Below are 26,576 nucleotides of genomic sequence, written 5' to 3' on the forward strand. Positions count from 1 at the left end.
TGATCGGAGAATGCAATGACCACCACGAACATCACCGTAACGGGCATGACCTGCGGACACTGCGAAGCCGCAGTCAAGGAAGAGCTCGGCGCGCTGCCGGGCGTGAGCGACGTCGCCGTCGATCTCAACGCCGGGGGCGACTCCCCGGTGACGATCACCTCGGAGGCTGAGCTCGATGCTGCGGCGATCCGCGCCGCCGTCGACGAGGCCGGCTACGAGGTGAAGTGATGTCCCGCGAGGTCGATCTCGACATCACGGGAATGACCTGCGCGTCCTGCTCAGCGCGGATCGAGAAGAAGCTCACCCGCCTCGAGGGGGTGTCCGCCGAGGTCAACCTTCCGCTCGAGACCGCACACGTCGTCATCGACTCGGATCTGACCGATGCGGACATCACCGCCGCCGTCGAGAAGGCCGGCTACGGGGCGAGGGTGCGCGAGTCCTCGACGGGCTCCTCGGGTCCCGAGATCGTCGACTACGATCCGAGGCATCTGCGGCCGCGTTTCATCGGCTCGCTCATCCTCGCCGTGCCGATCGTCGCGGTCTCCATGGTCATGGGCTGGCACTTCGCCGGCTGGCAGTGGGTCGTGGCGCTTCTCGCCCTGCCCGTGGTGACCTGGGGCGCGTGGCCGTTCCACTCGGCCGCGTACAAGGCCGCACGAGGCGGGTCGACGACCATGGACACCCTCGTCAGCGTCGGCATCATCGTCGCCAGCGGATACTCCTATTACACGCTCGCTCGGGCGGTGGCCGACGGCTACAGCTGGACGATCCCGGCCGAGTACCACGTGTGGTTCGAGGCGGCCGCGGCGATCACGGTGTTCCTGCTCATCGGCAAGCTCACCGAGGACCGCGCGAAGACCCGGGCGACCGCGGCGCTCAAGGCCCTGCTCGACCTCGGCGCGAAGTCCGCGACCGTGCTCCGGGAAGGGCCGGGAGAGGCTGCGTCTGCCCCTGGCACGACAGCGGCTGCCCCTGGGACGACAGCGGCTGCCTCCGGGCCGGCCGCGTCTGCTTCCGAGGCTGCCGCGCACGGCTCGCGTACCGAGGTGCAGGTGCCGATCGACGAACTCGCCGTCGGCGACGTCTTCCTCGTCCGCCCCGGTGAGAAGATCGCCACCGACGGCGAGGTGCTCACCGGCCACTCGGCGATCGACGAGGCGATGCTCACCGGAGAATCAGTGCCGGTCGAGGTCGCTCCCGGCGACAGCGTCACCGGCGCCACCATCAACACCTCGGGAGCGCTCGAGGTCAGGGCCACACGGGTGGGCTCGGATACGACGCTGGCGGCCATGGCCGATCTCGTCAGCCGCGCCCAGACCGGCAAGCCCGCCGTAGCACGCCTGGCCGACCGGATCTCGGCGGTGTTCGTGCCGATCGTCTTCGGCATCGCTGTGGTCACACTGCTGGTCTGGGGCTTCGCCACCGGCGATTGGGCGATGGGCCTCCACGCGGGCCTCACCGTCCTCATCATCGCCTGCCCCTGCGCGCTGGGACTGGCCACACCGACCGCGCTGGCAGTGTCGTCCGGCCGCGGATCGCAGCTGGGCATCCTCGTCTCGGGGCCCGAGGCCCTGGAGTCGACGCGGTCGATCGACACGGTCGTGCTCGACAAGACCGGCACCCTGACCACGGGAGTGATGAGTCTGGTCGGAACCGATCTGCCGGCCGCGGAATTCGGGATCCTGGCACGACTGGAGTCCCGCAGCGAACACCCGATCGCCCGCGCCCTCGTCGAAGCCGCCCCCGAGGTCGTCGGTGCGGCGGCCGGATCCCCGACGGGCACGCTGGCCGAGACCCAGGAGGTCACGGACTTCGAGAACATCCCCGGCGGCGGGCTGCGGGCCACGATCGACGGCGCCGAGGTGCTCGCCGGCCGTCCGGACCTGCTCCGCGAGCACGGCATCGAGGTCGAGGTCTCCGCCGAGTCCGTTCCCCGCGGAGCCACGATCGTCGCCCTGGCGATCGACGGCCGATTCCGGGGTCTGAGCTTCGTCGCCGACGAGGCCAAGCCCTCCGCTGCCGAGGCGATCGCCGAGCTGCACTCACTCGGACTCGAGACCGTGCTGCTGACCGGGGACAACGCCCAAGCAGCCGAGGTCGTCGCCGAGACTCTCGGAATCACCGAGGTCCGGGCCGACGTCCGTCCCGAAGGCAAGGTCTCGGTGATCACCGAGCTCCAGGAGCGGGGTCGGGCCGTGGCCATGGTCGGCGACGGGATCAACGACGCCGCAGCCCTGGCCGGTGCCGATCTCGGCATCGCAATGGGTTCGGGCACGGACGCCGCGATGGCCGCCTCGGACATCACCATGGTCAAGTCCGATCCGCGGCAGATCCCCCAGGCCGTTCGGCTCTCGCGCAGAACCCTCAGCCTCATCAAGGGCAACCTGTTCTGGGCATTCGCCTACAACACGGCAGCGATTCCGATCGCGGCCTTCGGTCTGCTGGATCCGATGATCGCGGGGGCCGCCATGGCCTTCTCCTCGGTCTTCGTCATCCTCAACAGCCTCCGGCTGCTCCGCTTCGAGTAGCAGAGGCTGGGCCGGCCGACGCTCGGGTCGGCCGGTCTCCCGCGGACCGGTGTCCGATACAGGAGAGACTTCGAGGGAAGGAAATGCAGGGTTTCGGCATCGAAACCTGCATTTCCTTCCCTCGAAATCCGTCAGCAGAGCGCTGCTCAGAGCACTGCTAGAGCGCCGCTGCCTCTGCCGTGCTCCTTGAGCACGGGCTGCTTACTTGAGGACGGGGTAGGACTGGTCCTTGTTCTGCGTGTCCTTGCGCATCACCCAATTGAGGTAGCTTGCGAAGCCGGCCACCACCACGAAGGCTGCGCCGGCGTAGATGAATGCGTAGCCGAAGGCTCGGCCGTCCTGCCAAGCACGAGTGACGATGAGGGCGAGGATCAGGGTCGCGATGCCGCAGAAGACGCCGACCTTGATCGCGTCCTTGTACGAAACGGTGCTCGTGGGCTTGCCGCCTGAGGACTTCTTCTTCGGGGTGTTCGTTGGCGCCATGCCCCCAGTCTACCGGCCCCAGCTGAGAGCCGGCCCCGTCCGTGCCTGAGATCACAGCCGCCCCTCGATGCCCCTTCATCCCGCCGCGGCGGGCGCCCCGTCCCCACCGGAGTGATCCCTGGGACGCGAGCGGCCCCCGCGACTCGCGCGAGGTCGATGCACATCTCGCGCGAAGTGGATGCGCACCTCGAGCGAGGTCGGCACAAGCCGCCTTGAGAAGCCTGAACGGCGCTCGACCGCTGGTCATGCGGGTGGGATCCGACTCGCCTCGGCGGTCGATCAGGTGGACTACAGGCCCGGAACAGGCAAAAATGAGTGTGTGTCAATCCCCTCTCGACACGCCTCCGGGGAGGCGTCGCGCCCATTTCGCACCGGCCAGGCCCTGCCTGGTCGCGATTGCTGCTCCGACATCCCCCGCATCCCGCCTGGTCGCGATTGCTGCGCCGGCACCCCTCGCACCGTCCCCGGGCGCACGAACACCGGCCGCAGCGGTCTGCGCGCCTTCGCAGCCCTTCTGCTCATCGCCGTCGTGGCGTTCGCGGCCACCGCGTGCGGGCCCGACCGCGGCCTCAAGGTCTCTCCCGAGGGCAATCCCTCCCCTTCCCTCTTCGCCCCTGACAACACCGACGCCGGTCCGCCGAACGAACCGTTCTCCCTCGATGAGATCCGCAGGACCATCGAGAAGTCCTCGGGTGTGGCGGTCACCGGCAGCGCCTCGGAGTCGGCGAAGGTCGTCGCCGACTGTGAGAAGTGCCTGAAGTTCTCCACTCCGTTCCTCAGCGACGACAAGAAGTTCCAGGTCGTAACGGTGGCGAATCCGAAGCAGAGGGACGAGGTCATCGCGGGCGCTGTCATCAGCAAGCACGACGGCGAACCCCGGCTCGAGCTCATCGCCACCGGCAATCAGCTCACGCTCAGTCCGGGCAAGAATGGGACACTGGTGGTGCAGGAGGCGATGTTCGCCGACGGCGACGATGCCTGTTGCCCTTCGGGGTGGTCGGTGCAGGTCTTCCGCCTGCACGACGGTAGGTTTGAACCGGGTCAACGCTTCACGCGGCTTAATGGAGAAACGTAATGCATATTGTTCTGGTTGAGGATGACGAGGTCATCCGGGAAACGACCCAGATCGGGCTCGAACGCTTCGATTACACGGTCTCGGCCTTCGCCGACGGCCGTGAGGGGTACGAATTCGTCTCCGCCCACGGCGCCGACGTCCTCCTCCTCGACCTCATGCTGCCGACGATGAACGGCGCCTCCATCTGCCGGGCCGTGCGTGAGCGGTCGACGATCCCGATCATCATCATCTCCGCCCGCTCCGATGCCATCGACATCGTCCAGGCCCTCGAGGCCGGAGCCGACGACTACCTCACCAAGCCATTCGACATGCAGGTCCTCAACGCGCGCATCCGCGCCGTCGTCCGTCGCTTCATCACCACCGGGACCGACAAGCTCGGCTACTCCCCCGCCCCCGAGGCGGCCGATGAGCACGAGACCGTCATCGGCCCCGGCGGCATGGTCACCGGCGACGGCATCCCCGAGGTGCTCGGGGCCAGCCCGGGGATGGACACGCGAGACCGTCTGCGCGCCCAGCTCGAGTCCGATGACACGTACCTCGGTGCGGGCGGGAAGTTCACCACCGGCCCCGAGGAGGCCGATGACGAAGACGCCATCGGCGGTGACTCCGGTGTCCCTCCGCGCCCGACCGGCACCCCGTCGGTGCAGTCCGGTGCGGTGGCAGGCGGCGATGGGCTCGGCCCCTTCCGCACTCGCCTCGGTTCGCTCGTCCTCGACACCGGCCGCCTGACCGTGGAGATCGACGGCGAGGAGGTCCACCTCACCCCCACCGAGCTGCGCGTCCTCCTGCTGCTGACCGAACAGCCCGAACACGTGTACTCCCGCGAGAAGATCGCCTTCACCGTCTGGGGCTATGAATGGGCCGGCGACTCCCGTGTCGTCGACGTCCACATCCAGCGCCTGCGCAAGAAGATCGGGGCGAGCATGATCGAAACCGTCCGCGGATTCGGCTACCGCTTCGCAGGCTGAACGCATGTCGCTGCGCTGGAAGATCTCTCTGCTCATCGTCGCCTCGGTGATCATCGCCGTCCTCTCCTGCTCGATCGTGCTCCGCCAGTCCGCGGCCCGCGCCGAGGACGACCGGATGCGCTCGACGGTGACTGAGCAGCTGACGAACGCGACCGCCATCTTCTCCGAGACGGGGGTGCTCACCCTCAATGCTCGCATCGATGATCCGCAGCTTCCCAAGGACGCCCGCAGCGCGGCGCTCAAGGGCCAGAGCGTGACGATCCGCTCCGAGGTCGACGGTGAGGAGATCGTCTGGGCCGCGGCCCCGATCGAGGTCGGCACCTACACCGAGGTGATCTCCGTGCGTGCCTCGACGAAGGACAGTCAGGAGCTCATCGGCCGCATCGACCAAGCCCTGCTGGTGGGCATGATCGGATCCGCCCTCGTCGTCGGCGGCGTCGGCTCCATCGTGGCCGGACGGATCTCCCGCCGCCTCACCCTCGGCGCGCAGGCCGCCCGAAAGATCGCCGGCGGGGACACGAGCACGCGCATCGCCGACGTCATCGACGAATCCGATCAGGAGGTCTGGGCCTTCGCCACGGCCGTGGACACCGCGGTCGCCCGACTGACCGAGCGCATCGACTCCGAGCAGCGCTTCACCGCCGATCTCGCCCATGAGATGCGGACCCCGCTGACCGGTCTGGTCAACGCGGCGAACCTGCTCGAGGAGGACTCCCGGCCGGCCGAGCTCGTCAAGGACCGGGTGCAGCGCATGCAGATCCTCGTCGAGGACCTCCTCGAGGTCTCCCGCCTCGATGCCGGCCGAGCGAATCCCGAGTTCTCCCGGGTCGACGTCGATCAGGCGATCCGTTCGCTGCTGGGCACCATGGAGGCCTCCGGGGCTCTGGCCGGACATACGATCGACACGCAGCTGGCGGCCCTGAACTCGACGCTGGTCACCGATGTGCGCCGTTTCGAGCGCATCATCTCGAATCTGCTCGTCAACGCCATCAAGCACGGCGGCGACCCGATCCGCCTGGAGACGAGCACCCGCAGCATCATCATCACCGATTCGGGCCCCGGCTACCCGCCCGACATCGTCAACACCGGCCCGACCCGCTTCGTCTCCGCCGGCGGCGGCGGAATGGGACTCGGCCTCGTCATCGCTCAGGGCCAGGCCCGCCTGCTCGGCATCAAGCTCATCTTCAGCAACGATTCGGTCACGGGCGGCGCCCGCACCGAGGTGATCTTCCCCAGCGAAGAGGCCCAGGAACGCGCGCTGAGACAATACATCGACAGCAAGAGCGGGTAGCCTCGCCGAGGCGACTCTCCGTCACGATAGGGCTCTGACCAGGAGCGACTTCGTTTCGCCGCCCCTTCACGCCCGAACGGATTCCGCGGAAATCGTGCGACTCGTCACTTAAATATGACAGTTTCTATATATGGCCGTTACACTTTTGTGATGTTGTGTTGAAGCGGTCGGAGAGGCCGACAGCCTTCGACAAGTCAGCGAAACACACGGAGAGTTATGTCAGAGCCATCCTCGACCACAGAGACACCGGTGCGTCGACGGGATCTGCACCGGCGGCGATCGGCCCCCTTCACCCGCGGACGCGCGCCCAAGCGCAGCGCTTCCGCCGCAGAAGCCTCGGCACCGACCGCGTCGGCGACGGTTGAACCGGCCGATTCACCGGCCTCCCATGGGTCTTCTGCCTCCGCCCCTCTGCCGACCAGGCGGGCAGCGATAGCCGCCGAAGCCCAGGCCGCAGGAGTCTCCCCGCGCCGGGCCGCGATGGCCCGCGAGAGGGCCGAAGCAGGGTCGGCTTCCACGTTCGGCTCCACTGCCGGCCAGTCGCCGCGACGCGTCAGTGCCGACATCGCCGAACGCCGCGGCTCCGACGGCACTCTTCTGAAGAGCGTGCGCAAGCGGAAGCTGCGGACCGCCTCGACACTGGCCGCGGTCTCCGTGGCCGGTGCCGCAACTGCGGTGACCATGCTCGTCAACAACCTCGGCGGGGCCGAGGTCAAGACCGATCCGAACGCCGCCGGTGAGCCCGCGGCGATCAGCCCGGAAAAGGTCAGCGCCGACGTGCCGGAGACGAAGGGGAAGTCGTCGATCGAGATCGGTGCCCCGAGCGCGAAGCAGAAGAACGTCGAAGCCGCGTCCCGCGCCATCGAGAAGAGCGCGCTGCCCGGCTGCGATGCGAAGCAGAACTTCGACCGGTCCGCCGGGAACGGCGAGCTGCCCGAGGAATGGCTGTGCGACCTCGGCAAGGAGGATCACCGTCTGCGTGCCGATGCCGCGGTCTCCTTCGCGAAGATGAACGCCGCGTACAAGAAGGACACGGGCAAGGAGCTCGAGATCACCGACTCCTACCGTGACATGGCCGGGCAGGTCTCGGTCGCCGGTCGCAAGCCGGGACTGGCCGCCAAGCCGGGCACCTCGCTGCACGGCTGGGGCATCGCCCTCGACCTCGGCGGCGGCGTCGAAGCGAAGTCCGGAGCCTGGAGCTGGCTCGTCGAGCACGGCGCCGAATACGGCTGGGAGAATCCCGACTGGGCGAAGTCGAGCATGTACGAGCCCTGGCACTGGGAGTACACGCCCGCTCGGGGCTCGATCAAGGGCAACTGAACCGCGACAAGCTGCAGGCAGCCGGAAGGGACCCGGGCGGATGCGGATTCGAAGTCGCCGCAGCCGTCGGGACGGTCCAGCCACCTCGGCGAGAGAGGCGGGGCAGCGGCACATCTGCGACTCGCAGTCCGGACGGACTGGCGGCCCCTGCCGGTCGCCCGCGTATGATGCCTGAGAGGACACTTTTCAATCGAATGTCCGCTCAGTCAAGGAGGACCTCATATGCGCACCATCAACGGCATCGACGAGATCGAATCGCTCATCGGTCAGGAGCTCGGCGTCTCCGAGTGGACGACGATCGACCAGGACGCCATCAACACCTTCGCCGATGTCACCGCCGACCACCAGTGGATCCACGTCGACGAAGCCCGCGCGGCCGAGGGCCCTTATGGCGCGACCATCGTCCACGGCTTCTTCACCCTCTCGCTCATCCCGAAGTTCTCCTCAGAGGTCTTCAGCATCGAAGGCGTCTCCATCCGCGTCAACTACGGCCTCAACAAGGTCCGCTTCCTCCAGCCCGTCGTCGTCGGCTCGCGCCTGCGCGGGAAGATCGAGATCAAGGACGTCATCCGCGGGGAGAAGGGCACACAGGTCATCCTCGCTCACACGATCGAGATCGACGGCCAGGAACGCCCCGCATGCATCGCCGAGGTGGTCACCCTCCTCGTCGAGTGAGACTGCGACGCTCCCGCCGAGAGACGGGCTGCGTGTCGAAAGACGGGTTTCGCGTCGAGAAACGGGCTGCATATCGAGAAACGCAGGCGTCCCGCGTGTTTCGACGCGCGACCCGTTTCTCTATGCCGTGCTCAGCTCGGACGATGCTCGTCGAGCAGCTGCGCGACCCGGATGTAGCCGAGGTGGGAGTACGCCTGGGGGTGGTTGCCCAGGTGCTCCTCGGCGACGGGATCGTACTCCTCCGACAGCAGCCCGGACGGGCCGAGCAGGTTGTTCACCTGACGGAACAGATCCCAGGCGTCATCGATGCGGCCGACCTTGATGAAGGCCTCGATGAGCCACGTCGTGCAGATGTGGAATCCGCCCTCCAGCCCCGGCATCCCGTCGTCGTAGCGGTAGCGGAAGACCGTGGGCCCGACCCGCAGCTCCCTCTCGATCGCGTCGACGGTGGACACGAAGCGCGGATCATCGGCCTCCAGCAGACCCGAGAGCCCGACGAACAGAGCCGCCGAATCGAGGTCCGTCTCGCCGTAGGCGACGGTGAAGGCGCCGACTTCCTCGTTGAAGCCGTAGGTGAGCACATCCTGGGCGATCTCCTCGCGCAGCTGCCGCCACGCACCGCGCGGTTCCCGACCGAAACGGTGCGCGATCCGCAGGGCCCGATCGACCGTCACCCAGCACATCACTCGCGTGTAGATATTGTGCTTGGGCGGCCGTCTGGCCTCCCAGATGCCGTGATCGGGTTCGAACCACCGTTTGCCCACGGCCTCGACCATCTGACAGGTGAGCAGCCAATAGTTCTCGGGCAGCTCGCCGAGGTGGTCGCTGAGTTCGTCGAGCAGCTCCGTGACCGGGCCGAACACGTCCAGCTGCACCTGATGCTCGGCGGCGTTGCCCACGCGCACCGGCCGGGACCCGGCGTATCCGGGCAGGTGGGCCAGCACCGCCTCGGTGGTCAGCGCCGATCCGTCCACGGCGTAGAGCGGGTGGAGCTGTTCGGGCGAGACCGTGCGGGCCAGCACCCCTGACAGCCAGGTCAGGAAGCCCTCGGCCTCGCCGGTCGATCCGAGGGCGAGGAGAGCGCGCACGGTCATCGAACCATCGCGCAGCCAGGTGTAGCGGTAGTCCCAGTTGCGGACGCCGCCGATGCCCTCGGGCAGAGAGGTCGTGGGCGCGGCGAGCACTCCCCCGGTCGGTTCGTGGCACAGCGCGCGCAGGGTGATCGCCGAACGGATGACCTCCTCGCGGTGATGTGCCGGCAGGGTGAGCGTATCGACCCAGTTGGTCCAGAAGTTCAGGGCCCGCTCGCGCACATAGTGCTCTCCCCCGGTGGCCATGAAGCCGGCATCGCCGGTGCCCGTTCCGCAGGCGAGGACGAGCACGACCCGGCCGTCGGGCTGCTGCGAGGGCACGACGGTCGCCTCGGCGGTGTGGGAGTCACCGGTCTCGACGAGTTCGAAGTCGATCCCGGGACCGTAGAGTTCGATCGGCTCCGAGGTGCCGAGGACCTGCACGCCCTCGTCGGTCCTGGCCATGCGCGTGGGCACCGTCGCATAGTCGAGGCGAGGCGCGAAGCGGATCCGGACGGGCACGTCTCCGGTGAGCACGCGCACGACGATCGTGTCATCGCTGTACCCGTCGACCGGAGCGAGGTAGTCGATGCAGTTCAGGCCCGCCCACCGCGTCTCGAGCAGGGTCGAATTGCCGATGTAGCGCTGGGTCAGGGGCGCAGCTCCCGAGGCGGGGGCGACGGCGAAGAAGCCGGCCGTCTCCGAACCGAGGATCTCGGAGAACATCGAGGCCGAGTGGGGCAGGGGGTGCGGCATCCAGCAGATGCTTCCGGACGGATCGACGAGCGCGGTCGACTGCCCGTTGCCCAGCAGACTGTGCCGTTGGATCGGAGTGGCCCGACGGCCGAAGAGCCAGGATTTGCGCAGCTCGAACAGCGCCCCGAGGACCACGGAGACCTCGTCGGGCGAGCGCAGACGGAAGTCCGCGTGGGTGGCTGCGGACTCGTGGCCGACCTTGAGCCCGAGGTCGTTCTCGCCCAGGGTCTCGAGCGCGAATTCATCCGCGGTGTCATCGCCGATGAACACGACGGATTCCACGTCCGTCTGGGCCCGCAGCCGAGTGAGCGCTTCGGCCTTCGACGAGGGCACAACGGAGAGGTCGATGACCTGCTTGCCTCGCGTCGGGTGGATCGGGTGAGCGGCGGCGAGTTCCGCGACGGCCGATTCGATGCGGAGACGTTCGGTCTCGTCCAGTCCGCGCAGGTGGACGGCCGCGCCGGTGGTCTTGTGTTCGATGATCTCGTCGGGCAGGACGCGGGTGAGCTCGGCACGGAAGGCCGCCAGGGTCGCCCGCTGCGCCTCGTCGAGGGCGTTGATGGTGAAAGTGTCCGTCTCGCCGCCGTGGGAACCGAAGAGGTGGACCTCGCGAGGCAGCCTCGACATCGCCGCGAGATCGCGGAGGCTGCGCCCGGAGATCACGCCGGTCGAGGTCGCCGGCAGCAGGGCTAGCGCGCGCATCGAATCCACCGAGCTCTCCAGCGGGAAGGCCTCGCCCGGCATTTCGACGATCGGCGCGATTGTGCCGTCGTAATCGGTGGCCACCAGCAGGGACGGGGAACGGGAGAGCTCGAACAGGCGCCGGAACAGCGCCGGGTCGAGTTCGCGACTGGCTTCGGCCAGGTCGCCCAGCAGTTCGGAGGACCTCACCGAAGCGGCGATGGAGGCCAATCGGGACTCGGTCACGCTCTCGTGCTCGACAGTGCTCATCTCACCTCGGGTGTCTTGAGTGCCTCGGGTGCCCCTCAGGGCTCGTTCTTCGGCGCGGTTTCGTCAGGGTCATCGGTGGCATCGGCGGAACGGTCGGTCGCCTCGGCGGGGTTGGCTGCGTCGGGATCGATCGGCTCCGGCAGTTCGCCGCGCTGGGCCAGCTGGCGCGCCTTGCTCAGGCGGGAGTAGCCGCCGATGATGAGGATCACGCCGGCGATGAGGGTCGCGGCGCCGGTGAAGCCGAGGATCGACAGGGCCTCCATGCCGTCGCCGAAGACGAGGATGATGCCCAGCAGCACGTGGACTCCCGCGGCGATGAGGAAGTCCGAGGCCATGGGCTGAGATTTCAGCTGGCGCCAGCTCCAGAGTTCGAGGACGCCGTGGAGCAGGGCCCAGATGCTCAGTGCCGCACGCAGTTCGGCGGGCTGGTCGGCGAGGAAGAGGAAGACAATGGCCGGGACCGCGATGACGGCCTGTCCGTAGACCGCAGTGCGCACATTCAGCGGTGAGCGCACAGCCTGGAACACGAGGACCAGGGCGAAGAGGATGAGGTATCCGATCGCGAGGTGGTCGACGACATCGGTCGGCAGGCTCAGCTGCGCGGGGTTGACGGCGTCGCGTGGCCAGAAAACGGTCACGATCCCGAAGGCGACGCCGAGGATTCCGCGGACGATCATGGGCGCACCGAGCCGTTTCGCCGCGGCGACGGCCTGCGGGGACGGTTCGGAACGCTGAGACGTGGATTCAGTGCGCGGTTCTTCGGTACTCATCACGACACCAGTCTAGGTGTCCCGCCTGAGTCTGTCCGATCAGCCCCCGCCGGTCCGTGAGCGACGGTCTGGGCCGACCGGTCCTGGCGCGCCGAGGACGAGAGAGTTCGCCGACGGCGGCGGCCGCCTCACCTGCCCTTGATCGTCAGGGTCCCGCCCGTCTCGGTGACTTCGTACTGCGGGAGCGGCTCCTCGGCCGGACCGGACAGCACCTCGCCGGTGGTGACCGAGAAGTTCGAGGAGTGGCAGGGGCAGATGATGGCCTCCTCGGTGACCCTCTTGACCTGGCAGCCCTGGTGAGTGCACACGGAGGAGAAGGCGAAGAACTCCCCCTCCTTCGGCTGAGTCACGACATAGGTGTCCTCGATGACCGTGCCCGATCCGACGGGCACGTCGGAGGACGGAAGGTTCGCGTCCTTCGTCGGGGCCGACTCCTCCTCGTCCGAGGAGCACGCCGAGGTGAACGCCACCGAGGAACCGATGACCGCCACCGTCCCGGCGGCGCCCGCGGTCCTCATCACACGGCGCCGGTTCGGGTGCGCGGTCGTTCCAGCCGTCTCGGGGCCGTTCGGTCTCGTCTCCATCGGAATCTGCTCCTTCTCGCGGGTGCGCGCAATCCATCATGCCGATATCAGGGCATGGGTGCCCGGGTTCCAGCGTACAATCGCTCACGGCTCGCTGCGCAGCCGCATCGGCGGGCGCGCAGGACCCAGAGAGGAAGGCGGTGGGGCAGTGTCCGAGGAAACGGCGCCGGACGATCGGCAGCCCGCGAGACCCCACGCGAATTCCGGGTGGGGCCTGGCCGCCTCGGCGTATGTGTTCACCGTCGTCATGATGGGCACGACTCTGCCCACGCCTCTCTACCCCCTCTACGCGGGCCGGTTCGACTTCGGCACCGCGTTCACCACGCAGCTCTTCGCGATCTACGCGCTCGGCGTCATCGCCGCCCTCGTGCTCTTCGGTCGCCTCTCCGACGGGCTCGGCCGCCGACCGGTCCTCGCGGTCGGAGTGGTCTTCTCGATCGCCTCGGCGGTGCTGTTCCTCATCGGTGCGAACGTGGGCCTGCTGCTCGTCGGGCGCGTCCTGTCGGGTCTGGCCGCGGGGATCTTCACCTCCACGGCCACCGTCACCGTGCTCGAGAACGCCCCGTCCGGACGCGAACGGCTGGCCGGTTCCCTGGCGACAGCCGCGAACATGGGTGGGCTCGGGCTGGGCATCCTCATGTCCGGCCTCCTCGCCCGGTTCGCCTCCGGTCCCCTGTTCACGCCCTTCCTCGTCAACGCGATCATGCTCATCGTCGCCGGATTCGCCCTGGCCCTAATCCGTGACCGCACACGCGCGAACCCCGCCGCCGTGCGCCTGCAGCTGCCGGGGATCCCGTCAGAATCGAGGCGGATGTTCCTGGCGGCCGCTCCGGGAGCGACCACGGGCTTCGCCGTGTGCGGGCTGTATTCGGCGATCGCGCCGAGCTTCATCGGCCAGACCCTGCAGATCACCTCGACCGCGATCACCGGCACCGTCGTCTTCCTCCTCTTCGGAGCCTCGGCGACCGCGCAGCTGCTCCTGCGCGGACTGAGCGATCGTCGCCTCATCATCGGCGGCACCCTGACGATGATCGTGAGCATGGGCGCCCTCGTGCTCGCGCTGACGCTGAGCTCCCTGGCGGTCCTCATAGGCTCGGCGCTGCTGGCCGGCGTCGGCCAGGGGCTCGTGTTCATGACCGGGATGCGGGCGATCACCTCGGCGACCGAGCCGGATCGACGCACCGAGGCGACGACCTCGTACTTCATCCTCTCCTATGTGTTCATGTCCGTGCCCGCGATCGGCGTCGGCTTCCTCGCCGCCGAGGTTGGGCTGGCCGAGGCGACGACGATCTTCGCCGTCGCGGTGGCCGCCGTCTCCGTGCTCGGCCTCGTCGCGGCCCGCAGGTTCGCTGTCCGCTGAGGAGCGGTGCTGAGGGCTGTGCCCGTCGAGAAGTGGTCACCTTCGGATGATGCCCGTCGAGAAGTGGTCGCGTTCGGACAGTTTTTTCGCGGCAAAGTATCCGATTGCGACCACCTCTCGCCTCCAGCCGCCGGAGCCGTCCCGGCCTCCAGCCGCCGGAGCCGCCCCGGCCTCCAGCGGCCGGCGCCGTCCCGACCTCCAGCAGCCGGGCCGAGGCACCACGATGTTCGTGTCAGGTGCGTGAACTAGGGTGGGAGGCATGACCTCCACAGCCACGACCTCCGCCCTCGACGTCCTCCATGATGTCTTCGGCTATGAGGACTTCCGGGGTCAGCAGGCGGCCGTCGTCGACCAGGTCGTCGGCGGAGGGGACGCCGTCGTCCTCATGCCCACCGGTGGCGGAAAGTCCCTGTGCTACCAGGTTCCGAGCCTGGTCAGACCAGGTACGGGCGTGGTCGTCTCACCGCTCATCGCGCTCATGGCCGATCAGGTCGCCGCTTTGGAGAACCTCGGCGTGCGCGCCGCCTACCTCAACTCCTCCCTCGATCTCGACACCGCCGGCCAGGTCGAGCAGCAGCTGCTGGCCGGTGAGATCGACCTGCTCTACCTCGCTCCCGAACGCCTCGTGCTGCCGCGGACGATGCGGCTGCTCGAGCAGGCGCAGATCTCGCTGTTCGCCATCGACGAGGCCCACTGCGTGTCCCAATGGGGCCACGACTTCCGCAGCGACTATCTGGGCCTCGGGGTGCTGGCCGAACGGTTCCCCGATGTCCCGCGCATCGCGCTGACCGCCACGGCGACACCGGCCACCCACGCCGAACTCACCGAGCGGCTCCACATGCAGGGCGCCGAGCACTATGTGGCGAGCTTCGACCGGCCGAACATCACCTACCGGATCGAGCCGAAGGCCTCGGCGCGGTCGCAGCTGCTGAACTTCATCACCACCGAGCATCCCGGGGACGCGGGGATCGTCTACTGCCTCTCCCGCCGCGGAGTCGACCAGCTTGCCGAGGCGCTTGCCGCCCGCGGCATCACCGCCCTGCCCTATCACGCGGGACTGCCCGCCGAGGTGCGGGCGGAGAACCAGGCCCGGTTCCTCCGCGAGGACGGCATCGTCATGGTCGCCACGATCGCCTTCGGCATGGGCATCGACAAACCCGACGTCCGCTTCGTCGCCCACCTCGACCTGCCTCGATCCGTCGAAGGCTACTACCAGGAGACCGGACGCGCCGGTCGCGACGGACTGCCCGCGGACGCATGGATGGTCTACGGCCTCGGCGATGTCGTCTCCCAGCGCCGCCTCATCGAATCCGGTGAGGGCGACCAGGCGTTCAAGCGCCGCCAGATGAGCCACCTCGATGCGATGCTCGCCCTGTGCGAGACCGTCGACTGCCGGCGCGTCCAGCTGCTGCGCTACTTCGATGAGGACTCCGCACCCTGCGGCAACTGCGATACCTGCCTCACGCCGCCGGCGACCTGGGACGCGACCGTGGCCGTGCAGAAGCTGCTGTCGGCGGTCATCCGCCTCGACCGGGAACGCGGGCAGCGCTTCGGTTCCGGTCAGGTCATCGATGTGCTGCGCGGAAACGACAACGAGCGCTCCCGGGCCTCCGATCATGAGAGCCTGAGCGTCTGGGGTGTGGGAGCGGATCTCTCCGAGAGCCAGTGGAAGACCGTCATCAGGCAGGTGCTCGCCCGCGGGCTGCTCGAGTCCCACGGTGACTACGGGGTGCTCGTCCTCGGCGAGGCGGCCGGGCCCGTCCTGCGCGGCGAAGAGGAGATCTCACTGCGCGTCGACCCGGTGAAGAAGTCGGGCGCGAAGAAAGCAGGAACACGCCGCCGAGGCGGCCCCGAGGTCGAGCTCGACCCTGCCGATGCCTCCCTGTTCGAAGCTCTGCGCAGTTGGCGCGGTGAGCAGGCGAAGGAGCAGGGTGTGCCCGCCTACGTCGTCTTCCCCGATGCCACGCTCTACGGCGTCGTCGAGGCGAAGCCGAACTCGATCAGCGAACTCGGCCAGATCAGCGGGGTGGGCCTGAAGAAGCTCGACCGCTACGGAGAGGCCGTCCTCGAGGTCCTCGCCGCGCATTCGGGCTGATCAGACAGGGCCGGCGAATACTCGTCAGCCGGCCCTCCGACCGACGGCCACGCCTCAGCCGTCTCTCCGACCGTGACGGCCTTCGTCCTCAGTCGACTTTCGTCACGGTGACGTCGATCGGCGTCGGGTTGGTGAAGATGTCGAAGACCGGGCAGTGGGCATCGACGGTCTCCTGCAGCCTGCGGTAGTCCTCGGCGTCGTCGGGTCCTGAGACGTTCACGGACACCCGCACGGCGGAGAACCCGGGGCGGACGGTCTCATCGGCTCCGAAGAGTCCCTGCACGTCGAGGTCGCCCTCGGCGGTGACATCGAGTTCGTCGATGGTCAGCCCGAGATTGTGGGCGTAGAGGCGGTAGACGACGATCTGGCAGGAGATGAGCGCTCCGAGCGCGTATTCGACGGGGTTCGGGGCTGCGTCATCGCCGGCCAGCGGGGTCGGTTCGTCGACGGCGAAGCTGTGCTTCCCGGCGGTGATCACCGAAGACACTGACCCGCGGGCCGTGCCGGAGGCCGAGAACTTCAGGCGGCCATTCGTCGCCGAGGCGGCCAGACGCTCATTCCAGGCGCTGCCCGCTGCGTCGAGGCGCTCGGCACGCTCCTGCGCAGTGATGTCGGCGATGTCGAGTTCAGTGGCGGATGCAGTCATGACGGGTCCTCCCGGTGTCGGTGCTATTGCTTGGGTGATTGCCGACCCCAGCCTAGGAATCTCCGCCGACGGGCCGCCTTGACTCCGTCGGCTTCCGACTCCCGGCGACATCTTCGGGTCATTCGGCGTCATCTGCCGACACACGAGCCATCGTCTGCGCCGTCATCAGTATGTGCGAGACCGTCACTTCCGATGATGGCCGAACACAAGACTCGTCTGTGTGTGCGCGATCGTCGGATCGGACAGGTTCTGCTCGATGAATCGGTGCAGGCCCGTCGGATGGTCGCAGGCGACGTGAACGAGGAGATCCCGCTCCCCCGACACCTGATACACCTCGAGCGTCTCGGCCGCCTCGAGCAGCCGGTCGATGACGCTGCGCAGCTGCGAACGGCCGACCGGGGTCACGCGCACGGAGATCATCCCGAACACGCTCAGCCCGAGCTTCTCGTAGTCGATGTCGGCGTGGAAACCGCGCAGCACCCCGCTCTGCCGCAGCGCGCTGACGCGACCCGAGCAGGTCGATGGCGCCAACCCCACGCGCGCGGCAAGGGTCTTGTTCGAGATCCGAGCGTCGGCACTGAGCTCACGCAGAATCGCCAGGTCCACCTCGGCGAGCCGAACATCCGCCGAATCGGAGCGATGATCGGCGATCAGTGTCGAATCATTCACGAAATCTCCCGTCCTCACCTCGGTTCTGTTCGGATTCTGCCCATCATATCCGAATGCCATGCCAGGATGAGGCACATACGCGAATGCTCGCCGCGCCCCTCATCGCAGAGGCGGAACGGATCGGCGAAGACGACGACTCGGGAGACTCTCGTGGCAGCCAAGCTCAATCAGGACCAGCTCAAACGCACGATCGGACTGCCCGGTGCGCTGAGTGTGACGATCAATCAGGTGATCGGCGGCGGCATCGTCTCGCTCACGGGCGTGGCGATCGGAATCACCGGCGGCGGAACGCCCTGGGCCTACATCATCGCAGTGGTCACGATCATCCTCGTCTCGATCCCCTATGCGGCGATGGCCTCGGCGCTTCCCGCGGTCGGCGGGACCTACACTTGGCCCGCACGGGTCGTCGACCCGCGGCTCGGTTTCATCAATATGTGGATGGCGCTCATGCAGCAGTGCGCGCTCAGCCTCTACGGCCTGTCCGCCGGGATCTATCTGCACTCGCTCTCGGGCTTCTTCGATCCGGTCATCGTCGCGGTCGTCATCGTCAGCATCTTCTACATCGCGAACCTCATGGGCGCCGCCTTCTCCTCGCGGGTGGGGGTCTGGCTCATGGTCCTCATGCTCATCGGCTTCTCCGTGTTCATCGTCAACGGCTTCGGCCACATCGAATGGAACGCCTATCCCGAGCCGCTGCCGCACGGCTTCACCCAGCTCCTGTCCGCGGCGGCGCTGCTCACCTTCGCCACGATGGGCAGCTTCGGCGTCGCCGAGCTCGGGCGCGAGATGAAGAACCCCTCTCGCGACATCCCTCTGGCGATGATCGGCGGCACCCTCGTCGTCGGGCTCCTCTACGTGCTCATCGCGATTCCCGCCGTCGGCGTCCTTCCCATCGCCGAGGTCGCCGATCAGCCCCTGTCGGTCGTGGCCGAAGAGATCATGCCCCACGGTTGGTGGGTGTTCTTCATCCTCGGCGGAGCGATGGTCGCGATCGTCTCGACGCTCAACGCCCAGCTCCTGTGGGGGTCGAAGGGCCTGGTCGCCGCCACCGACGACGGCTGGCTGCCGGCGGCGTTCGGACGGGTCAATGCCCGGTTCGGCACTCCGCATCGGATCCTCACCGCGCTCTTCGTCCTCGGCATCGTCCCCGCGATCGCCGGTCTCGACATCTCTATCATCGGCACGGCCGCCTCGGCGCTGGTGCAGGTCATGCTCATCGTCATCCTCATCGTCTCCCTGCGCATGCGCTATGTCATGCCCGACGCCCTCGCCCGGGCACCCTTCTCGATCCCCGTCTGGCTGCATTGGGCGCTGACGGTGGTCGGCACGGCGGTCAACCTCTACCAGATCACCCTGCTCGCAGCCGACTTCACACCGGTGGTGTGGATCGCGCTGGCGGCGTGGCTGGCGATCGGAGTCCTCATCATGGCTCTCCGATACCCGGCCGTGGCCAGGATCCTCGCCGCTCGCGAGGCCGCTTCTGACTCAGACGCCGACGAACCTGCCAGACTGAACGACAACAGCATCGAAAGGACGACACCATGACGACTCTCGACGACGGACGCGACGCCGAGCCGATCACTGACCCTGCTGACTCTCGCGCTTCCGAACGGGCCCGTGTCGGCGCAGATGCGCTCGATCGCGCGGCCTGTGCGCAGCGAGATGCCGACGATCCCCTCCGCGGATTCCGCGATGAGTTCGTCCTCCCGCCGGAGACGATCTACCTCGACGGCAACTCCCTCGGCGCACAGACGAAGGGAGCCGCCGAGCGGGCCCAGGACGTCATCTCCCAGGAATGGGGCACCGGATTGATCCGCTCCTGGAACGACGCCGGCTGGTTCGACCTGCCCGCCGTGCTCGGCGACAAGGTCGCGGGCCTCGTCGGGGGCGGTGCCGGGGCCACTGTCGTGACCGACACGACCTCGATCAACCTGTTCAAAGCCGCCTCGGCCGCCTGCAAGATCCAGACCGCCGATGCTCCGGGACGCCGCGTCATCCTCACCCAGAGGGAGAACTTCCCCTCCGACATCTACATGCTCGAGGGACTGGCCGAACAGCTCGGCGACGGCTGGGAGGTCCGCCTCGTCGATGACGCCGAGGTGACCGCCGGGTTCCCCACGGCCCTGACCGATGAGGTGGCCTTCGTCGTCCTCACCCACGTCAACTACCGCACCGGGCGCCTCTTCGATATGGAGTCGACGACCTCGGCGATCCATGCCGGCGGAGCCCTGGCGATCTGGGACCTCTGCCATTCGGCCGGTGCGCTCGAGATCGACCTGGCCGGCTCGGGTGCGGACATGGCGGTCGGATGCACCTACAAGTTCCTCAACGGCGGTCCGGGCTCCCCCGCGTTCGTCTGGGTCTCCGAGGCTCTGCGGACACGCTTCACACAGCCGCTGTCGGGATGGTGGGGCCACAAGCAGCCCTTCGAGATGGAGCCGAGCTACACCCCGGCCGAGGGCATCCGGCGCTACCTCACCGGCACACAGGGCATCATCTCGATGTCCGTGGCCGAAGTCGGTCTCGACATCCACTCCCGGGCCGACATGGCGGCAGTGCGGCAGAAGTCGCTGGCACTGTCCGATCTCTTCATCGAGCTCGTCGATTCGCGTCTGTCGCATCATCCCGTCGAGGTCGTGACTCCGCGCGAGCACGCGCAGCGCGGCTCGCAGGTCTCGATCACCCACCCCGAGGGATTCGCGGTGATGAGTGCGCTCATCGAACGCGGCGTCATCGGCGACTACCGCGAGCCCGAGGTGCTGCGCTTCGGCCTCACCCCGCTCTACGTCGGCTTCGCCGATGTCTGGGACACCGTCGAGGTCCTGCGCGACATCCTCGACAATCGGCTCTGGGACGCTCCGCAGCACAAGGTCCGCGGCGCCGTCACCTGAGTCCGGGCCGGCTGACGATCTCGGCGTAGACCCCGAAGAGGGGTTCGCCGAACTCATTGGCCGGACGGTAGTCGGCCAGTGCTCTCAGCAGGCGCGCATTCCGCTCACCGGTGACCGGGTCGAGGTCGATCACCGCGCATCGCGGGATCGGTGCCCCGATGCGCACCCGGACCTCGCCGTGGTCGGGGCCGACGAGGCTGACCTCCCGACCCTGCCAGGCCTCCTCGGCGAAGGGGGCATCCGTGTCGACGACGAAGGTCGCACGGAATCGGGCCGCCTCGTCGATCAGCTCCGGGCGGGACACCCGGTCGGCGAGTTCGCCGATCGAGGCCGTGGTGACGATAGACACCGGTGCATCGAAGACGATGTCTCCCCGAGGGGCCCGGGCCAGACGCACGGGACGTCCGAGCCACATCGACAGCAGTGCGGCGTGCGGGCCGTGTGTGAGGCTGAGATCGGTCTTGCGCTTCCAGTAGTCGCAGGTGAGAACCTCACCGTGGGTGGCGGGGACGGCGCAGACGGATCGGCCGTCGGGCAGCGTCATGGCCAGCTCCTGCCCGCGCAGTTCGGCCGTAACCCCGAGGAGGCTCGGGTGCTGGACGGTCTTGAGCACCTGACGCCGCTCGACGTCGACGAGGCAGTAACGGCGGTCGCCGACCGGCCCCTCGGCGTCGAACTGCGCCTCCGGACGGCGGGCGTGCCGTGTGCCCTTGACGGGAGCGAACCCGACCGACACGACGCCGAGGCTCTCCCCGGACCATGAGGTCATGTGAGCCTCCGTCCGGTCACGGCGTAGGCGCCGATAGCCACCGCTCCGATGGCCAAGGTCGTGCCGCCGATGATGACGGCCTGTGGGATCGTGGCGATCGTGCCGAGCACACCGACGGTGACTCCGGAGAAGGTCTGCATGCCGGGCCCGAACATCGCATAGGACCCGATGACGCGTCCGCGGATCTCTGCGGGCGCCTCGAGCTGGATGATCGCCATCTCGGTGGATTCGGCCGTGATCTTCGAGACCCCGGCCAGCACGAGCATGATGATCGCCAACCACAGCTGCGCAGTCACGGCGAAGATCACCGCGCTCAGCCCCATGGCCGCGGCCGCCAGCGCCGCCGCGGAGGGGACCGCCTTGATCCAACCGGTCGCCTCGAGGGCGAATCCGCCGAGCACTCCGCCGGCGCCCATCGCGAAGAGCAGCACCCCGTAGGTGAAGTCGCTGTCTCCACCCGTCGGGGTGAGGATCTCACCGAAGACCGGCATCGCGGTCTGCAGCACCGCACCGATCGTGATCGAGGCGAGCGCGGCGAGCAGGAGCATGCCGATGATCGACCGGTTGTGGCGGACCTCCACGAGCACCTTGAGCGATGCCAGCAGCGTCGTCCTGGCCGTCCGCACACCGCCGCTGCGCAGGTGGCCGGTGAACGGGGTGCGGATGAGGAAGAGCGTCAGCGGCAGGTAGAAGACGATGTTGATGAAGATGCCCCAGGTCGGTCCGAACCCGAGCAGCAGGGCGGAACCGACGACGGGCCCGAAGAGGATGCCGAGGCTGCGGAAGGTCGCGTTGAGCCGCACCGCGCTCGGCAGCTCTGACCGGTCGACGAAGTCGTGGAGCATCATCTGCTCCGCCGGCCCCCACAGGCACCCGGCGAGCCCGTGGATGACGAGGAGGATGCACGCCTGCCACAGCTGCAGGGAATCGGTGAGGAACAGGATGCCCCAGCACAGGGAGACGGCCATGAACATGATCTGGCCGATCTGGATGAGTCGTCGGCAGTCGAATCTCTCCGCCAGGGAGCCCGCGTAGACGGACAGGAGCAGGAACGGCAGCCAGTGGCTGATGAGCTGGAAGCCGACGAGCGCCGGGGATTCGAACTTCTGCCACAGCACCCAGTAGGTGATGACGTGCTCGATGTTGTCACCCATCATCGCGGTTCCGGATCCGACCAGGTATGGTGCGGTCTTCCAGCTGCGCAGCACGCTGAAACGACGTGGGGCCGCCGACTCGTCGCCGGCACTGGGGATATTCTCGCTCACGCACCCATTCTCACACCCTCGCCGAGGCGGGGCATGACCGACGTGGGAGTCTGACATCATTGATGCATGAGTGAAGACACCCGCAGCATCGAACTGACCAGGATCGCCGAGAACCACTACCGGGCCACCGCACCGAGCGGGGCGAGCATTGAATTCGGCCGCGGCGAAGGGCTCATGTCGCCCGTCGAGCTGCTGCTGGCCGCCGTCGCCGGCTGCTCGTCGATCGACGTCGACACCGTCACCAGTCGGCACACCGAACCGACGCGCTTCGAGGTCTCGGCGGCCGCCGACAAGCTCGATGAGGACGGCGCATCTCGGCTGGACAACGTCCACCTCGACTTCGACCTCGCCTTCCCCGACGACGAAGACGGACGCAAGGCCGATGCGCGCATCGAACGGCTCGTCGGGCTCTCGCACGACAAGTACTGCACGGTCTCACGCACCGTCGAACATCCCACGAACGTCGACTTCAGCATCCGCCGCGACTGAGTCCCACCTCCCCGAGGCGGCCCCGCGCAGTCACCTCCGCGGCGGGTGGGGTGGTCGCGGCGGGTGGGGTGGTCGCGGCGGCAGCTCATCGATTCCCGGCCGGGGTCCGCCGTTCGTGTGGCCGAACCGCTGTCGCAGCTGCTGGTACCGCCGATGGGCCTCGGCCCGCTCGACCTCGGTCGTCTGCGGCTTCGGCCGGTCGATGATGTTGCGCAGATCTGCGAGAATCGTCAGCACCGCCAGTCCGGCCAGGGCGGCTCCAGCCCAGATGACCGTGCTCGCGGGGCTCGGCGGGTTCTCGAAGATCTTCACCCCCGCGATGGGGAAGAGGAAGATCGTCCCCAGATAGGGCAGGAGCAGGGGCAGAGCGACCTTGTACCCGCCGACCATCATCGGCAGCAGCAGGGCCAGGCACCACGCCATGCCGGCGATGACGAAGAACAGCACGAGGAGGACGCTGGCGGGGTCGCTGCCCAGTTCGGCCGCGACTGTGCCGGGAAGTGCCCGGTCTCCGAGGAAGAGAGGCCAGACCATCATCACCAGTGTGATGATCACCCCGCCGCCGCCCACGCTGAGCAGGACCAGCGGCACGAGACCATCACGACGGAACCCGTTGTCGACCCGCTTGATCTCGAAGAACAGGAACGGGAACATGAAGACCAGCACGCCGGCGCAGATGCCCGCCCACACCGCATCGGCCTCGAGCGTGTCGAGTGAGCCCTTCTCACGCATGAGGCCGGTCGAGGCGAGCCAGACGTAAAGAGTCACGAACAGGGCTCCGAAGAGGCTGATGCCGAGCACTCTCCGCAAGTCACGCGACCATGTCGGAACGGGTTCGGTCTCCGGCTGCTCGGAATTCTCGGGCGGTGTCGTGTTCATGCCTTCATCGTCGCACGTCTCAGTCAGGCTTCCGGAACACCGAGGGCAGCTTCTTCATCCGCCGGCCGGTCTCCCGGTAGGACCACTGCCGCATCGGCTGCGGGACCCTCCACTGCAGTCTCCAGGCGAGCATGCGGAAGGCGAAGGCGGCGGCCGCGATGAGCAGCGAGGTGATGCCGTTCAGCAGTCCGGCCACCTCGGCGAGGAGCGTCAGACCGGATCCGAACAGGGCAGGGATGAGGTAGAGGTCGGTGCCGCGGAAGATCGCCGGATCCTCGCTGGCCACGGCATCGCGCATGAGTCCGCCGCCGCAGGCCGTCAGCGCACCCATGAGCAACGCGGCGGGATAGTTCGCATCGGCCGCCAGCGCGATGGTCGTACCCGTGACGCTGAAGAGTGCGAGGCCCATCGCGTCGAAGGCGACGATCCAGATCCGGGCGCGGGAGACATGGGTGCCGATGATGTAGACGAGCAGGGTCGCGATCACCGCGGGGGCGAGATAGATGGGCTGGCCGAGCGCATTGGGCACCCGGTCGAGCAGGACATCACGGATCATTCCGCCGCCGATGCCGGTCATCATCCCGAGCACCAGCCCACCGGTGATGTCGAAGCTGCGCCGGGCGGCCAACAGCACTCCGGATACGGCGAAGACGAAGGTTCCGGTGAGGTCGAGTGCGAGGAAGATGGCTTCCTGCAGATCCGCCTCCATACCGACTCCTCACATCACCCGGTTCCCGAATCCCGACGGATCGGACTCAGCTGAGCTGGAAGTCGTCCGGGTTCTTGTACGGTTCGATATCGACGATCGGGGTGCCCTTGCCCATGAGCAGCTTCGAGATCGGGCAGCGGGCGTGGGCGCGGGCGGCGTACTTCTCCGCGTCCTCGTCGGAGACTCCCTCGATGGAGATGAAGGCGTGCGGTGCGAAGTAGAAGCCGTTGCCCGAGGCCTCCTTGTGCAGTTCGACCTCGACTCGCACACGGGACAGGGCCTCGAGCTCGTTGACGGCGAGCACGACCTTCAGGGTCTCGCCGAGGCAGGTCGACCAGGCCATGGCGAGGAACTGTTCGGGGTTGTTGCCCTGGTCGACGTTCGACGTCGGTGCCGTGGGCAGGGTCTGACCGTCATCGACTCGCACCTCTCCGGAGGTGCCGCCGAGGTTCTCGACCTTCGCGGTGTAGATGGGAGCACTCGGGCTCTTCGGCTCGTCCGAGTCTCCGCTCGGAGCCTGCGGTTGGGCGTATCCGGGGTTCTCAGTCATTGCACCATGCTACGACAGCTCACCGACGAGGTCACTGACCATCCGATGAACGGACGGAGAAAGCGGGCTCCAGCCCATCCGCTCCGGCCATGGCTCCGAATCACCGTCATGAACCGACGTCATCACGTGGAAGGCCGCGCCCGAGGTGCGGCCGCCGGAATCGCCGCCGCTCTCGTCCTCTTCGGTGCGGCCGATCTGCTCGCCCGCGCGCTCGGGCCGCCTGCCGCACCGCTGCTCACTCTCGGACAGACTCTCATCCCGCTGGCACCCCCGGCGGTCGTCGAACCGGTCATCGACCTGCTCGGGCGCAACGACAAACCTTTCCTCATCGCCTGCACGGGTCTGGCCGCACTCGCCCTCGGGGGACTCATCGGCAGCCTGGCTCGGGGAGGCACCGGCTCCGCCCGGAGAACCCGCCTGGCGACGCTGCTGCTGACTGCCGCGGGCCTGGTCCCCGTCGCGGCGATCCTGCTGCAGCCCGGGGCCCGCCCCGCCGACGCAGTCCCCGCACTCGTCGGTCTCGTGCTCGGCCTCATCGTCTTCCGCCTGCTGCTCGGATCGCACCGTCCCGGCGGACCGGCTCGAGAGGCACACGCCTCGTCGACGGGCGAGGCAGCGGCGGGACAGGCGGACCGGCGACAATTCATCCGCCTCGCCGGCGTCCTCGCAGCCGCCGGTGCCGCCGCCGTCGCCGCCGGTCAGACCGTGGCCTCCTTGGCACAGGACGCCGGAGCCGCGGTCACGCGGCTGGTCCTGCCCGAACCGGCGAGGAAGGCACCGGCGATACCCGCCTCGGCGAGCGCGAACGTCGCGGGAGCGGTTCCTTTCGTCACCGATCCCGAGGACTTCTATCGCATCGACACGGTGCTCGCTCCGCCGGCCATCGAACCGGTCGAGTGGTCGCTGCGCATCCACGGAATGGTCGAGAACGAGGTCACGCTGACGATGGAAGACGTCCTCGACCTGCCGCTCGAGGAGCATCACATCACCCTCACCTGCGTCTCGAACCCCGTCGGAGGCGACCTCGTCGGCACTGCCACCTGGTTGGGCTTCCCGGTGCGCGAGCTGCTCGGCCGCGCTGGACCGAGCCAGGATGCCGATATGGTGCTGTCCCATTCCTTCGACGGCTTCACCGCCTCGACTCCGCTGGCGGCACTGACCGATGAGCGCGATGCGCTGCTGGCCGTCGGGATGAATGGAGCGCCCCTGCCTCCCGAACACGGGTTCCCCGCTCGGCTCGTCGTGCCCGGCCTCTACGGCTTCGTCTCGGCCACCAAATGGGTGACCGAACTCGAGGTCACCCGCTTCGATGAGAAGACCGCCTATTGGACCGACCGCGGCTGGGACGCGCAGGCCCCCATCCTCGTCGCCTCCCGAATCGAGGTGCCGAAGCCCCTGGCGACGGTCTCCGCCGGGAACGTCCGAGTCGGCGGCACGGCCTGGGCGCAGCGATCGGGGATCGAGAGCGTCGAGGTCCGCCTCGACGACGGTGACTGGACCGAAGCCGCACTCGCCGAGGAGGTCACCATCGACACGTGGCGACAGTGGCGGACCGATTTCGCCGAGGTGGAGCCCGGCTCTCACACTCTGACCGTCCGCGCCACGGACAAGGACGGGACGGTGCAGACTGCCAAGCGCCGGGACCCGATCCCGAACTCCGCCACCGGTCACCACCACATCCAGTTCCGAGTCGAATGAGGACCGGCACCGCCTCGACGATGAGTCTCTCAAATCTCTTCGGCGATCCACCCATCCGCATCCGCATCCGCTGCGAATACCAAGT

At 67.8% G+C, this 26,576-nt stretch carries 24 protein-coding genes; 13 read left to right on the forward strand and 11 right to left on the reverse strand.

Going from position 1 to position 26,576, the window contains the following annotated elements:
- The first annotated feature begins 15 nt into the window (after positions 1 to 15).
- Both IIE29_RS05935 and IIE29_RS05940 read left to right on the forward strand, forming a co-directional pair.
- The gene (locus IIE29_RS05935) at positions 16 to 228 is read left to right on the forward strand and encodes a heavy-metal-associated domain-containing protein (protein ID WP_209324314.1); all 213 of its coding nucleotides are present in this window, start codon (positions 16 to 18) and stop codon (positions 226 to 228) included.
- Entirely contained in the window at positions 228 to 2,528 is a 2,301-nt protein-coding gene (locus tag IIE29_RS05940; RefSeq protein ID WP_209324315.1) for a heavy metal translocating P-type ATPase, read from the forward strand. The genes IIE29_RS05935 and IIE29_RS05940 overlap by 1 nt, the downstream gene beginning before the upstream one ends.
- 201 nt (positions 2,529 to 2,729) lie before the next feature.
- Here the strand turns inward: IIE29_RS05940 and IIE29_RS05945 are convergent, their stop codons facing one another.
- Positions 2,730 to 3,011 (reverse strand): hypothetical protein, encoded by a 282-nt coding sequence (locus IIE29_RS05945; protein ID WP_209324316.1) that lies wholly within the window; start codon positions 3,009 to 3,011, stop codon positions 2,730 to 2,732.
- Between the two features lie 319 nt (positions 3,012 to 3,330).
- On the opposite strand from IIE29_RS05945, the gene IIE29_RS05950 reads away from it, so the two are divergent.
- From IIE29_RS05950 to IIE29_RS05970, 5 genes are all read left to right on the forward strand, one after another.
- Positions 3,331 to 4,086 (forward strand): hypothetical protein, encoded by a 756-nt coding sequence (locus IIE29_RS05950; protein ID WP_343071811.1) that lies wholly within the window; start codon positions 3,331 to 3,333, stop codon positions 4,084 to 4,086.
- Entirely contained in the window at positions 4,086 to 5,054 is a 969-nt protein-coding gene (locus tag IIE29_RS05955) for a response regulator transcription factor (RefSeq protein ID WP_209324317.1), read from the forward strand. The genes IIE29_RS05950 and IIE29_RS05955 overlap by 1 nt, the downstream gene beginning before the upstream one ends.
- Positions 5,055 to 5,058: 4 nt before the next feature.
- The gene (locus IIE29_RS05960; RefSeq protein ID WP_209324318.1) at positions 5,059 to 6,345 is read left to right on the forward strand and encodes a sensor histidine kinase; all 1,287 of its coding nucleotides are present in this window, start codon (positions 5,059 to 5,061) and stop codon (positions 6,343 to 6,345) included.
- A 216-nt stretch (positions 6,346 to 6,561) separates the two neighbouring features.
- A complete protein-coding gene (locus IIE29_RS05965; protein ID WP_209324319.1) occupies positions 6,562 to 7,665 on the forward strand; it encodes a M15 family metallopeptidase in 1,104 nt (367 codons plus the stop codon).
- A 222-nt stretch (positions 7,666 to 7,887) separates the two neighbouring features.
- Positions 7,888 to 8,340, forward strand: a complete 453-nt coding sequence (locus tag IIE29_RS05970) for a MaoC family dehydratase (protein ID WP_209324320.1) — start codon at positions 7,888 to 7,890, stop codon at positions 8,338 to 8,340.
- 131 nt (positions 8,341 to 8,471) lie between these two features.
- On the opposite strand, the gene otsB is transcribed toward IIE29_RS05970, so the two are convergent.
- The 3 genes from otsB to IIE29_RS05985 form a co-directional block, all read right to left on the reverse strand.
- Positions 8,472 to 11,117, reverse strand: a complete 2,646-nt coding sequence (gene otsB, locus IIE29_RS05975) for a trehalose-phosphatase (protein ID WP_209324321.1) — start codon at positions 11,115 to 11,117, stop codon at positions 8,472 to 8,474.
- Between the two features lie 35 nt (positions 11,118 to 11,152).
- Positions 11,153 to 11,887, reverse strand: a complete 735-nt coding sequence (locus IIE29_RS05980; protein ID WP_209324322.1) for an HdeD family acid-resistance protein — start codon at positions 11,885 to 11,887, stop codon at positions 11,153 to 11,155.
- A 128-nt stretch (positions 11,888 to 12,015) separates the two neighbouring features.
- Positions 12,016 to 12,471: a Rieske (2Fe-2S) protein gene (locus IIE29_RS05985; protein WP_209324323.1), complete on the reverse strand. Its 456-nt coding sequence runs from the start codon at positions 12,469 to 12,471 to the stop codon at positions 12,016 to 12,018.
- A 148-nt stretch (positions 12,472 to 12,619) separates the two neighbouring features.
- Here IIE29_RS05985 and IIE29_RS05990 point away from each other — a divergent pair, with 148 nt between their 5' ends.
- Positions 12,620 to 13,831 (forward strand): MFS transporter, encoded by a 1,212-nt coding sequence (locus IIE29_RS05990; protein WP_209324324.1) that lies wholly within the window; start codon positions 12,620 to 12,622, stop codon positions 13,829 to 13,831.
- Positions 13,832 to 14,090: 259 nt separating this feature from the next.
- A complete protein-coding gene (gene recQ, locus IIE29_RS05995) occupies positions 14,091 to 15,926 on the forward strand; it encodes a DNA helicase RecQ (protein WP_209324325.1) in 1,836 nt (611 codons plus the stop codon).
- Positions 15,927 to 16,014: 88 nt separating this feature from the next.
- Here the strand turns inward: recQ and IIE29_RS06000 are convergent, their stop codons facing one another.
- Positions 16,015 to 16,572, reverse strand: a complete 558-nt coding sequence (locus IIE29_RS06000; RefSeq protein WP_209324326.1) for an OsmC family protein — start codon at positions 16,570 to 16,572, stop codon at positions 16,015 to 16,017.
- Positions 16,573 to 16,755: 183 nt separating this feature from the next.
- The gene (locus tag IIE29_RS06005) at positions 16,756 to 17,241 is read right to left on the reverse strand and encodes an Lrp/AsnC family transcriptional regulator (RefSeq protein WP_343071812.1); all 486 of its coding nucleotides are present in this window, start codon (positions 17,239 to 17,241) and stop codon (positions 16,756 to 16,758) included.
- A gap of 150 nt (positions 17,242 to 17,391) precedes the next feature.
- Between IIE29_RS06005 and IIE29_RS06010 the strand changes: the two genes are divergently transcribed.
- Both IIE29_RS06010 and kynU read left to right on the forward strand, forming a co-directional pair.
- A complete protein-coding gene (locus IIE29_RS06010) occupies positions 17,392 to 18,786 on the forward strand; it encodes an APC family permease (protein ID WP_209324328.1) in 1,395 nt (464 codons plus the stop codon).
- Positions 18,783 to 20,132 carry a kynureninase gene (gene kynU, locus IIE29_RS06015; protein ID WP_209324329.1) on the forward strand — a complete coding sequence of 450 codons (1,350 nt, stop codon included), beginning with the start codon at positions 18,783 to 18,785 and terminating at the stop codon, positions 20,130 to 20,132. The genes IIE29_RS06010 and kynU overlap by 4 nt, the downstream gene beginning before the upstream one ends.
- Here the strand turns inward: kynU and IIE29_RS06020 are convergent.
- Together IIE29_RS06020 and IIE29_RS06025 are read right to left on the reverse strand one after the other, a co-directional pair.
- The gene (locus IIE29_RS06020; protein ID WP_209324330.1) at positions 20,125 to 20,901 is read right to left on the reverse strand and encodes an MOSC domain-containing protein; all 777 of its coding nucleotides are present in this window, start codon (positions 20,899 to 20,901) and stop codon (positions 20,125 to 20,127) included. The two genes, kynU and IIE29_RS06020, sit on opposite strands and share 8 nt — an antisense overlap.
- Complete coding sequence (locus tag IIE29_RS06025) at positions 20,898 to 22,166, reverse strand: MFS transporter (protein ID WP_343071813.1); 1,269 nt, start codon at positions 22,164 to 22,166, stop codon at positions 20,898 to 20,900. The genes IIE29_RS06020 and IIE29_RS06025 overlap by 4 nt, the downstream gene beginning before the upstream one ends.
- Before the next feature lie 66 nt (positions 22,167 to 22,232).
- Between IIE29_RS06025 and IIE29_RS06030 the strand changes: the two genes are divergently transcribed.
- A complete protein-coding gene (locus IIE29_RS06030) occupies positions 22,233 to 22,655 on the forward strand; it encodes an OsmC family protein (protein ID WP_209324331.1) in 423 nt (140 codons plus the stop codon).
- A 30-nt stretch (positions 22,656 to 22,685) separates the two neighbouring features.
- Here the strand turns inward: IIE29_RS06030 and IIE29_RS06035 are convergent, their stop codons facing one another.
- From IIE29_RS06035 to IIE29_RS06045, 3 genes are read right to left on the reverse strand one after another with little or no spacing between them, the layout of a single operon-like run.
- On the reverse strand, positions 22,686 to 23,534 hold the full coding sequence (locus IIE29_RS06035) for a hypothetical protein (RefSeq protein ID WP_209324332.1): 849 nt from the start codon (positions 23,532 to 23,534) through the stop codon (positions 22,686 to 22,688).
- A gap of 19 nt (positions 23,535 to 23,553) precedes the next feature.
- The gene (locus IIE29_RS06040; RefSeq protein WP_209324333.1) at positions 23,554 to 24,243 is read right to left on the reverse strand and encodes a trimeric intracellular cation channel family protein; all 690 of its coding nucleotides are present in this window, start codon (positions 24,241 to 24,243) and stop codon (positions 23,554 to 23,556) included.
- Between the two features lie 46 nt (positions 24,244 to 24,289).
- Complete coding sequence (locus IIE29_RS06045) at positions 24,290 to 24,793, reverse strand: OsmC family protein (protein WP_209324334.1); 504 nt, start codon at positions 24,791 to 24,793, stop codon at positions 24,290 to 24,292.
- Positions 24,794 to 24,901: 108 nt separating this feature from the next.
- Between IIE29_RS06045 and IIE29_RS06050 the strand changes: the two genes are divergently transcribed.
- On the forward strand, positions 24,902 to 26,491 hold the full coding sequence (locus IIE29_RS06050) for a molybdopterin-dependent oxidoreductase (protein WP_209324335.1): 1,590 nt from the start codon (positions 24,902 to 24,904) through the stop codon (positions 26,489 to 26,491).
- The last annotated feature ends 85 nt before the right edge of the window (positions 26,492 to 26,576 follow it).

This window comes from Brevibacterium renqingii, assembly GCF_017808095.1.
GTDB classification, from domain to species: Bacteria; Actinomycetota; Actinomycetes; order Actinomycetales; family Brevibacteriaceae; genus Brevibacterium; species Brevibacterium renqingii.

What these genes read in the sequence shown, in the direction of transcription:
- IIE29_RS05935 (WP_209324314.1), top strand. Translation starts at nt 16, where the DNA reads ATGACCACCACGAACATCACCGTAACGGGCATGACCTGCGGACACTGC.
- IIE29_RS05940 (WP_209324315.1), top strand. Translation starts at nt 228, where the DNA reads ATGTCCCGCGAGGTCGATCTCGACATCACGGGAATGACCTGCGCGTCC.
- IIE29_RS05945 (WP_209324316.1), bottom strand. Translation starts at nt 3,011, where the DNA reads ATGGCGCCAACGAACACCCCGAAGAAGAAGTCCTCAGGCGGCAAGCCC.
- IIE29_RS05955 (WP_209324317.1), top strand. Translation starts at nt 4,086, where the DNA reads ATGCATATTGTTCTGGTTGAGGATGACGAGGTCATCCGGGAAACGACC.
- IIE29_RS05960 (WP_209324318.1), top strand. Translation starts at nt 5,059, where the DNA reads ATGTCGCTGCGCTGGAAGATCTCTCTGCTCATCGTCGCCTCGGTGATC.
- IIE29_RS05965 (WP_209324319.1), top strand. Translation starts at nt 6,562, where the DNA reads ATGTCAGAGCCATCCTCGACCACAGAGACACCGGTGCGTCGACGGGAT.
- IIE29_RS05970 (WP_209324320.1), top strand. Translation starts at nt 7,888, where the DNA reads ATGCGCACCATCAACGGCATCGACGAGATCGAATCGCTCATCGGTCAG.
- otsB (WP_209324321.1), bottom strand. Translation starts at nt 11,117, where the DNA reads ATGAGCACTGTCGAGCACGAGAGCGTGACCGAGTCCCGATTGGCCTCC.
- IIE29_RS05980 (WP_209324322.1), bottom strand. Translation starts at nt 11,887, where the DNA reads ATGAGTACCGAAGAACCGCGCACTGAATCCACGTCTCAGCGTTCCGAA.
- IIE29_RS05985 (WP_209324323.1), bottom strand. Translation starts at nt 12,471, where the DNA reads ATGGAGACGAGACCGAACGGCCCCGAGACGGCTGGAACGACCGCGCAC.
- recQ (WP_209324325.1), top strand. Translation starts at nt 14,091, where the DNA reads ATGACCTCCACAGCCACGACCTCCGCCCTCGACGTCCTCCATGATGTC.
- IIE29_RS06000 (WP_209324326.1), bottom strand. Translation starts at nt 16,572, where the DNA reads ATGACTGCATCCGCCACTGAACTCGACATCGCCGACATCACTGCGCAG.
- kynU (WP_209324329.1), top strand. Translation starts at nt 18,783, where the DNA reads ATGACGACTCTCGACGACGGACGCGACGCCGAGCCGATCACTGACCCT.
- IIE29_RS06020 (WP_209324330.1), bottom strand. Translation starts at nt 20,901, where the DNA reads ATGACCTCATGGTCCGGGGAGAGCCTCGGCGTCGTGTCGGTCGGGTTC.
- IIE29_RS06030 (WP_209324331.1), top strand. Translation starts at nt 22,233, where the DNA reads ATGAGTGAAGACACCCGCAGCATCGAACTGACCAGGATCGCCGAGAAC.
- IIE29_RS06035 (WP_209324332.1), bottom strand. Translation starts at nt 23,534, where the DNA reads ATGAACACGACACCGCCCGAGAATTCCGAGCAGCCGGAGACCGAACCC.
- IIE29_RS06040 (WP_209324333.1), bottom strand. Translation starts at nt 24,243, where the DNA reads ATGGAGGCGGATCTGCAGGAAGCCATCTTCCTCGCACTCGACCTCACC.
- IIE29_RS06045 (WP_209324334.1), bottom strand. Translation starts at nt 24,793, where the DNA reads ATGACTGAGAACCCCGGATACGCCCAACCGCAGGCTCCGAGCGGAGAC.
- IIE29_RS06050 (WP_209324335.1), top strand. Translation starts at nt 24,902, where the DNA reads ATGAACCGACGTCATCACGTGGAAGGCCGCGCCCGAGGTGCGGCCGCC.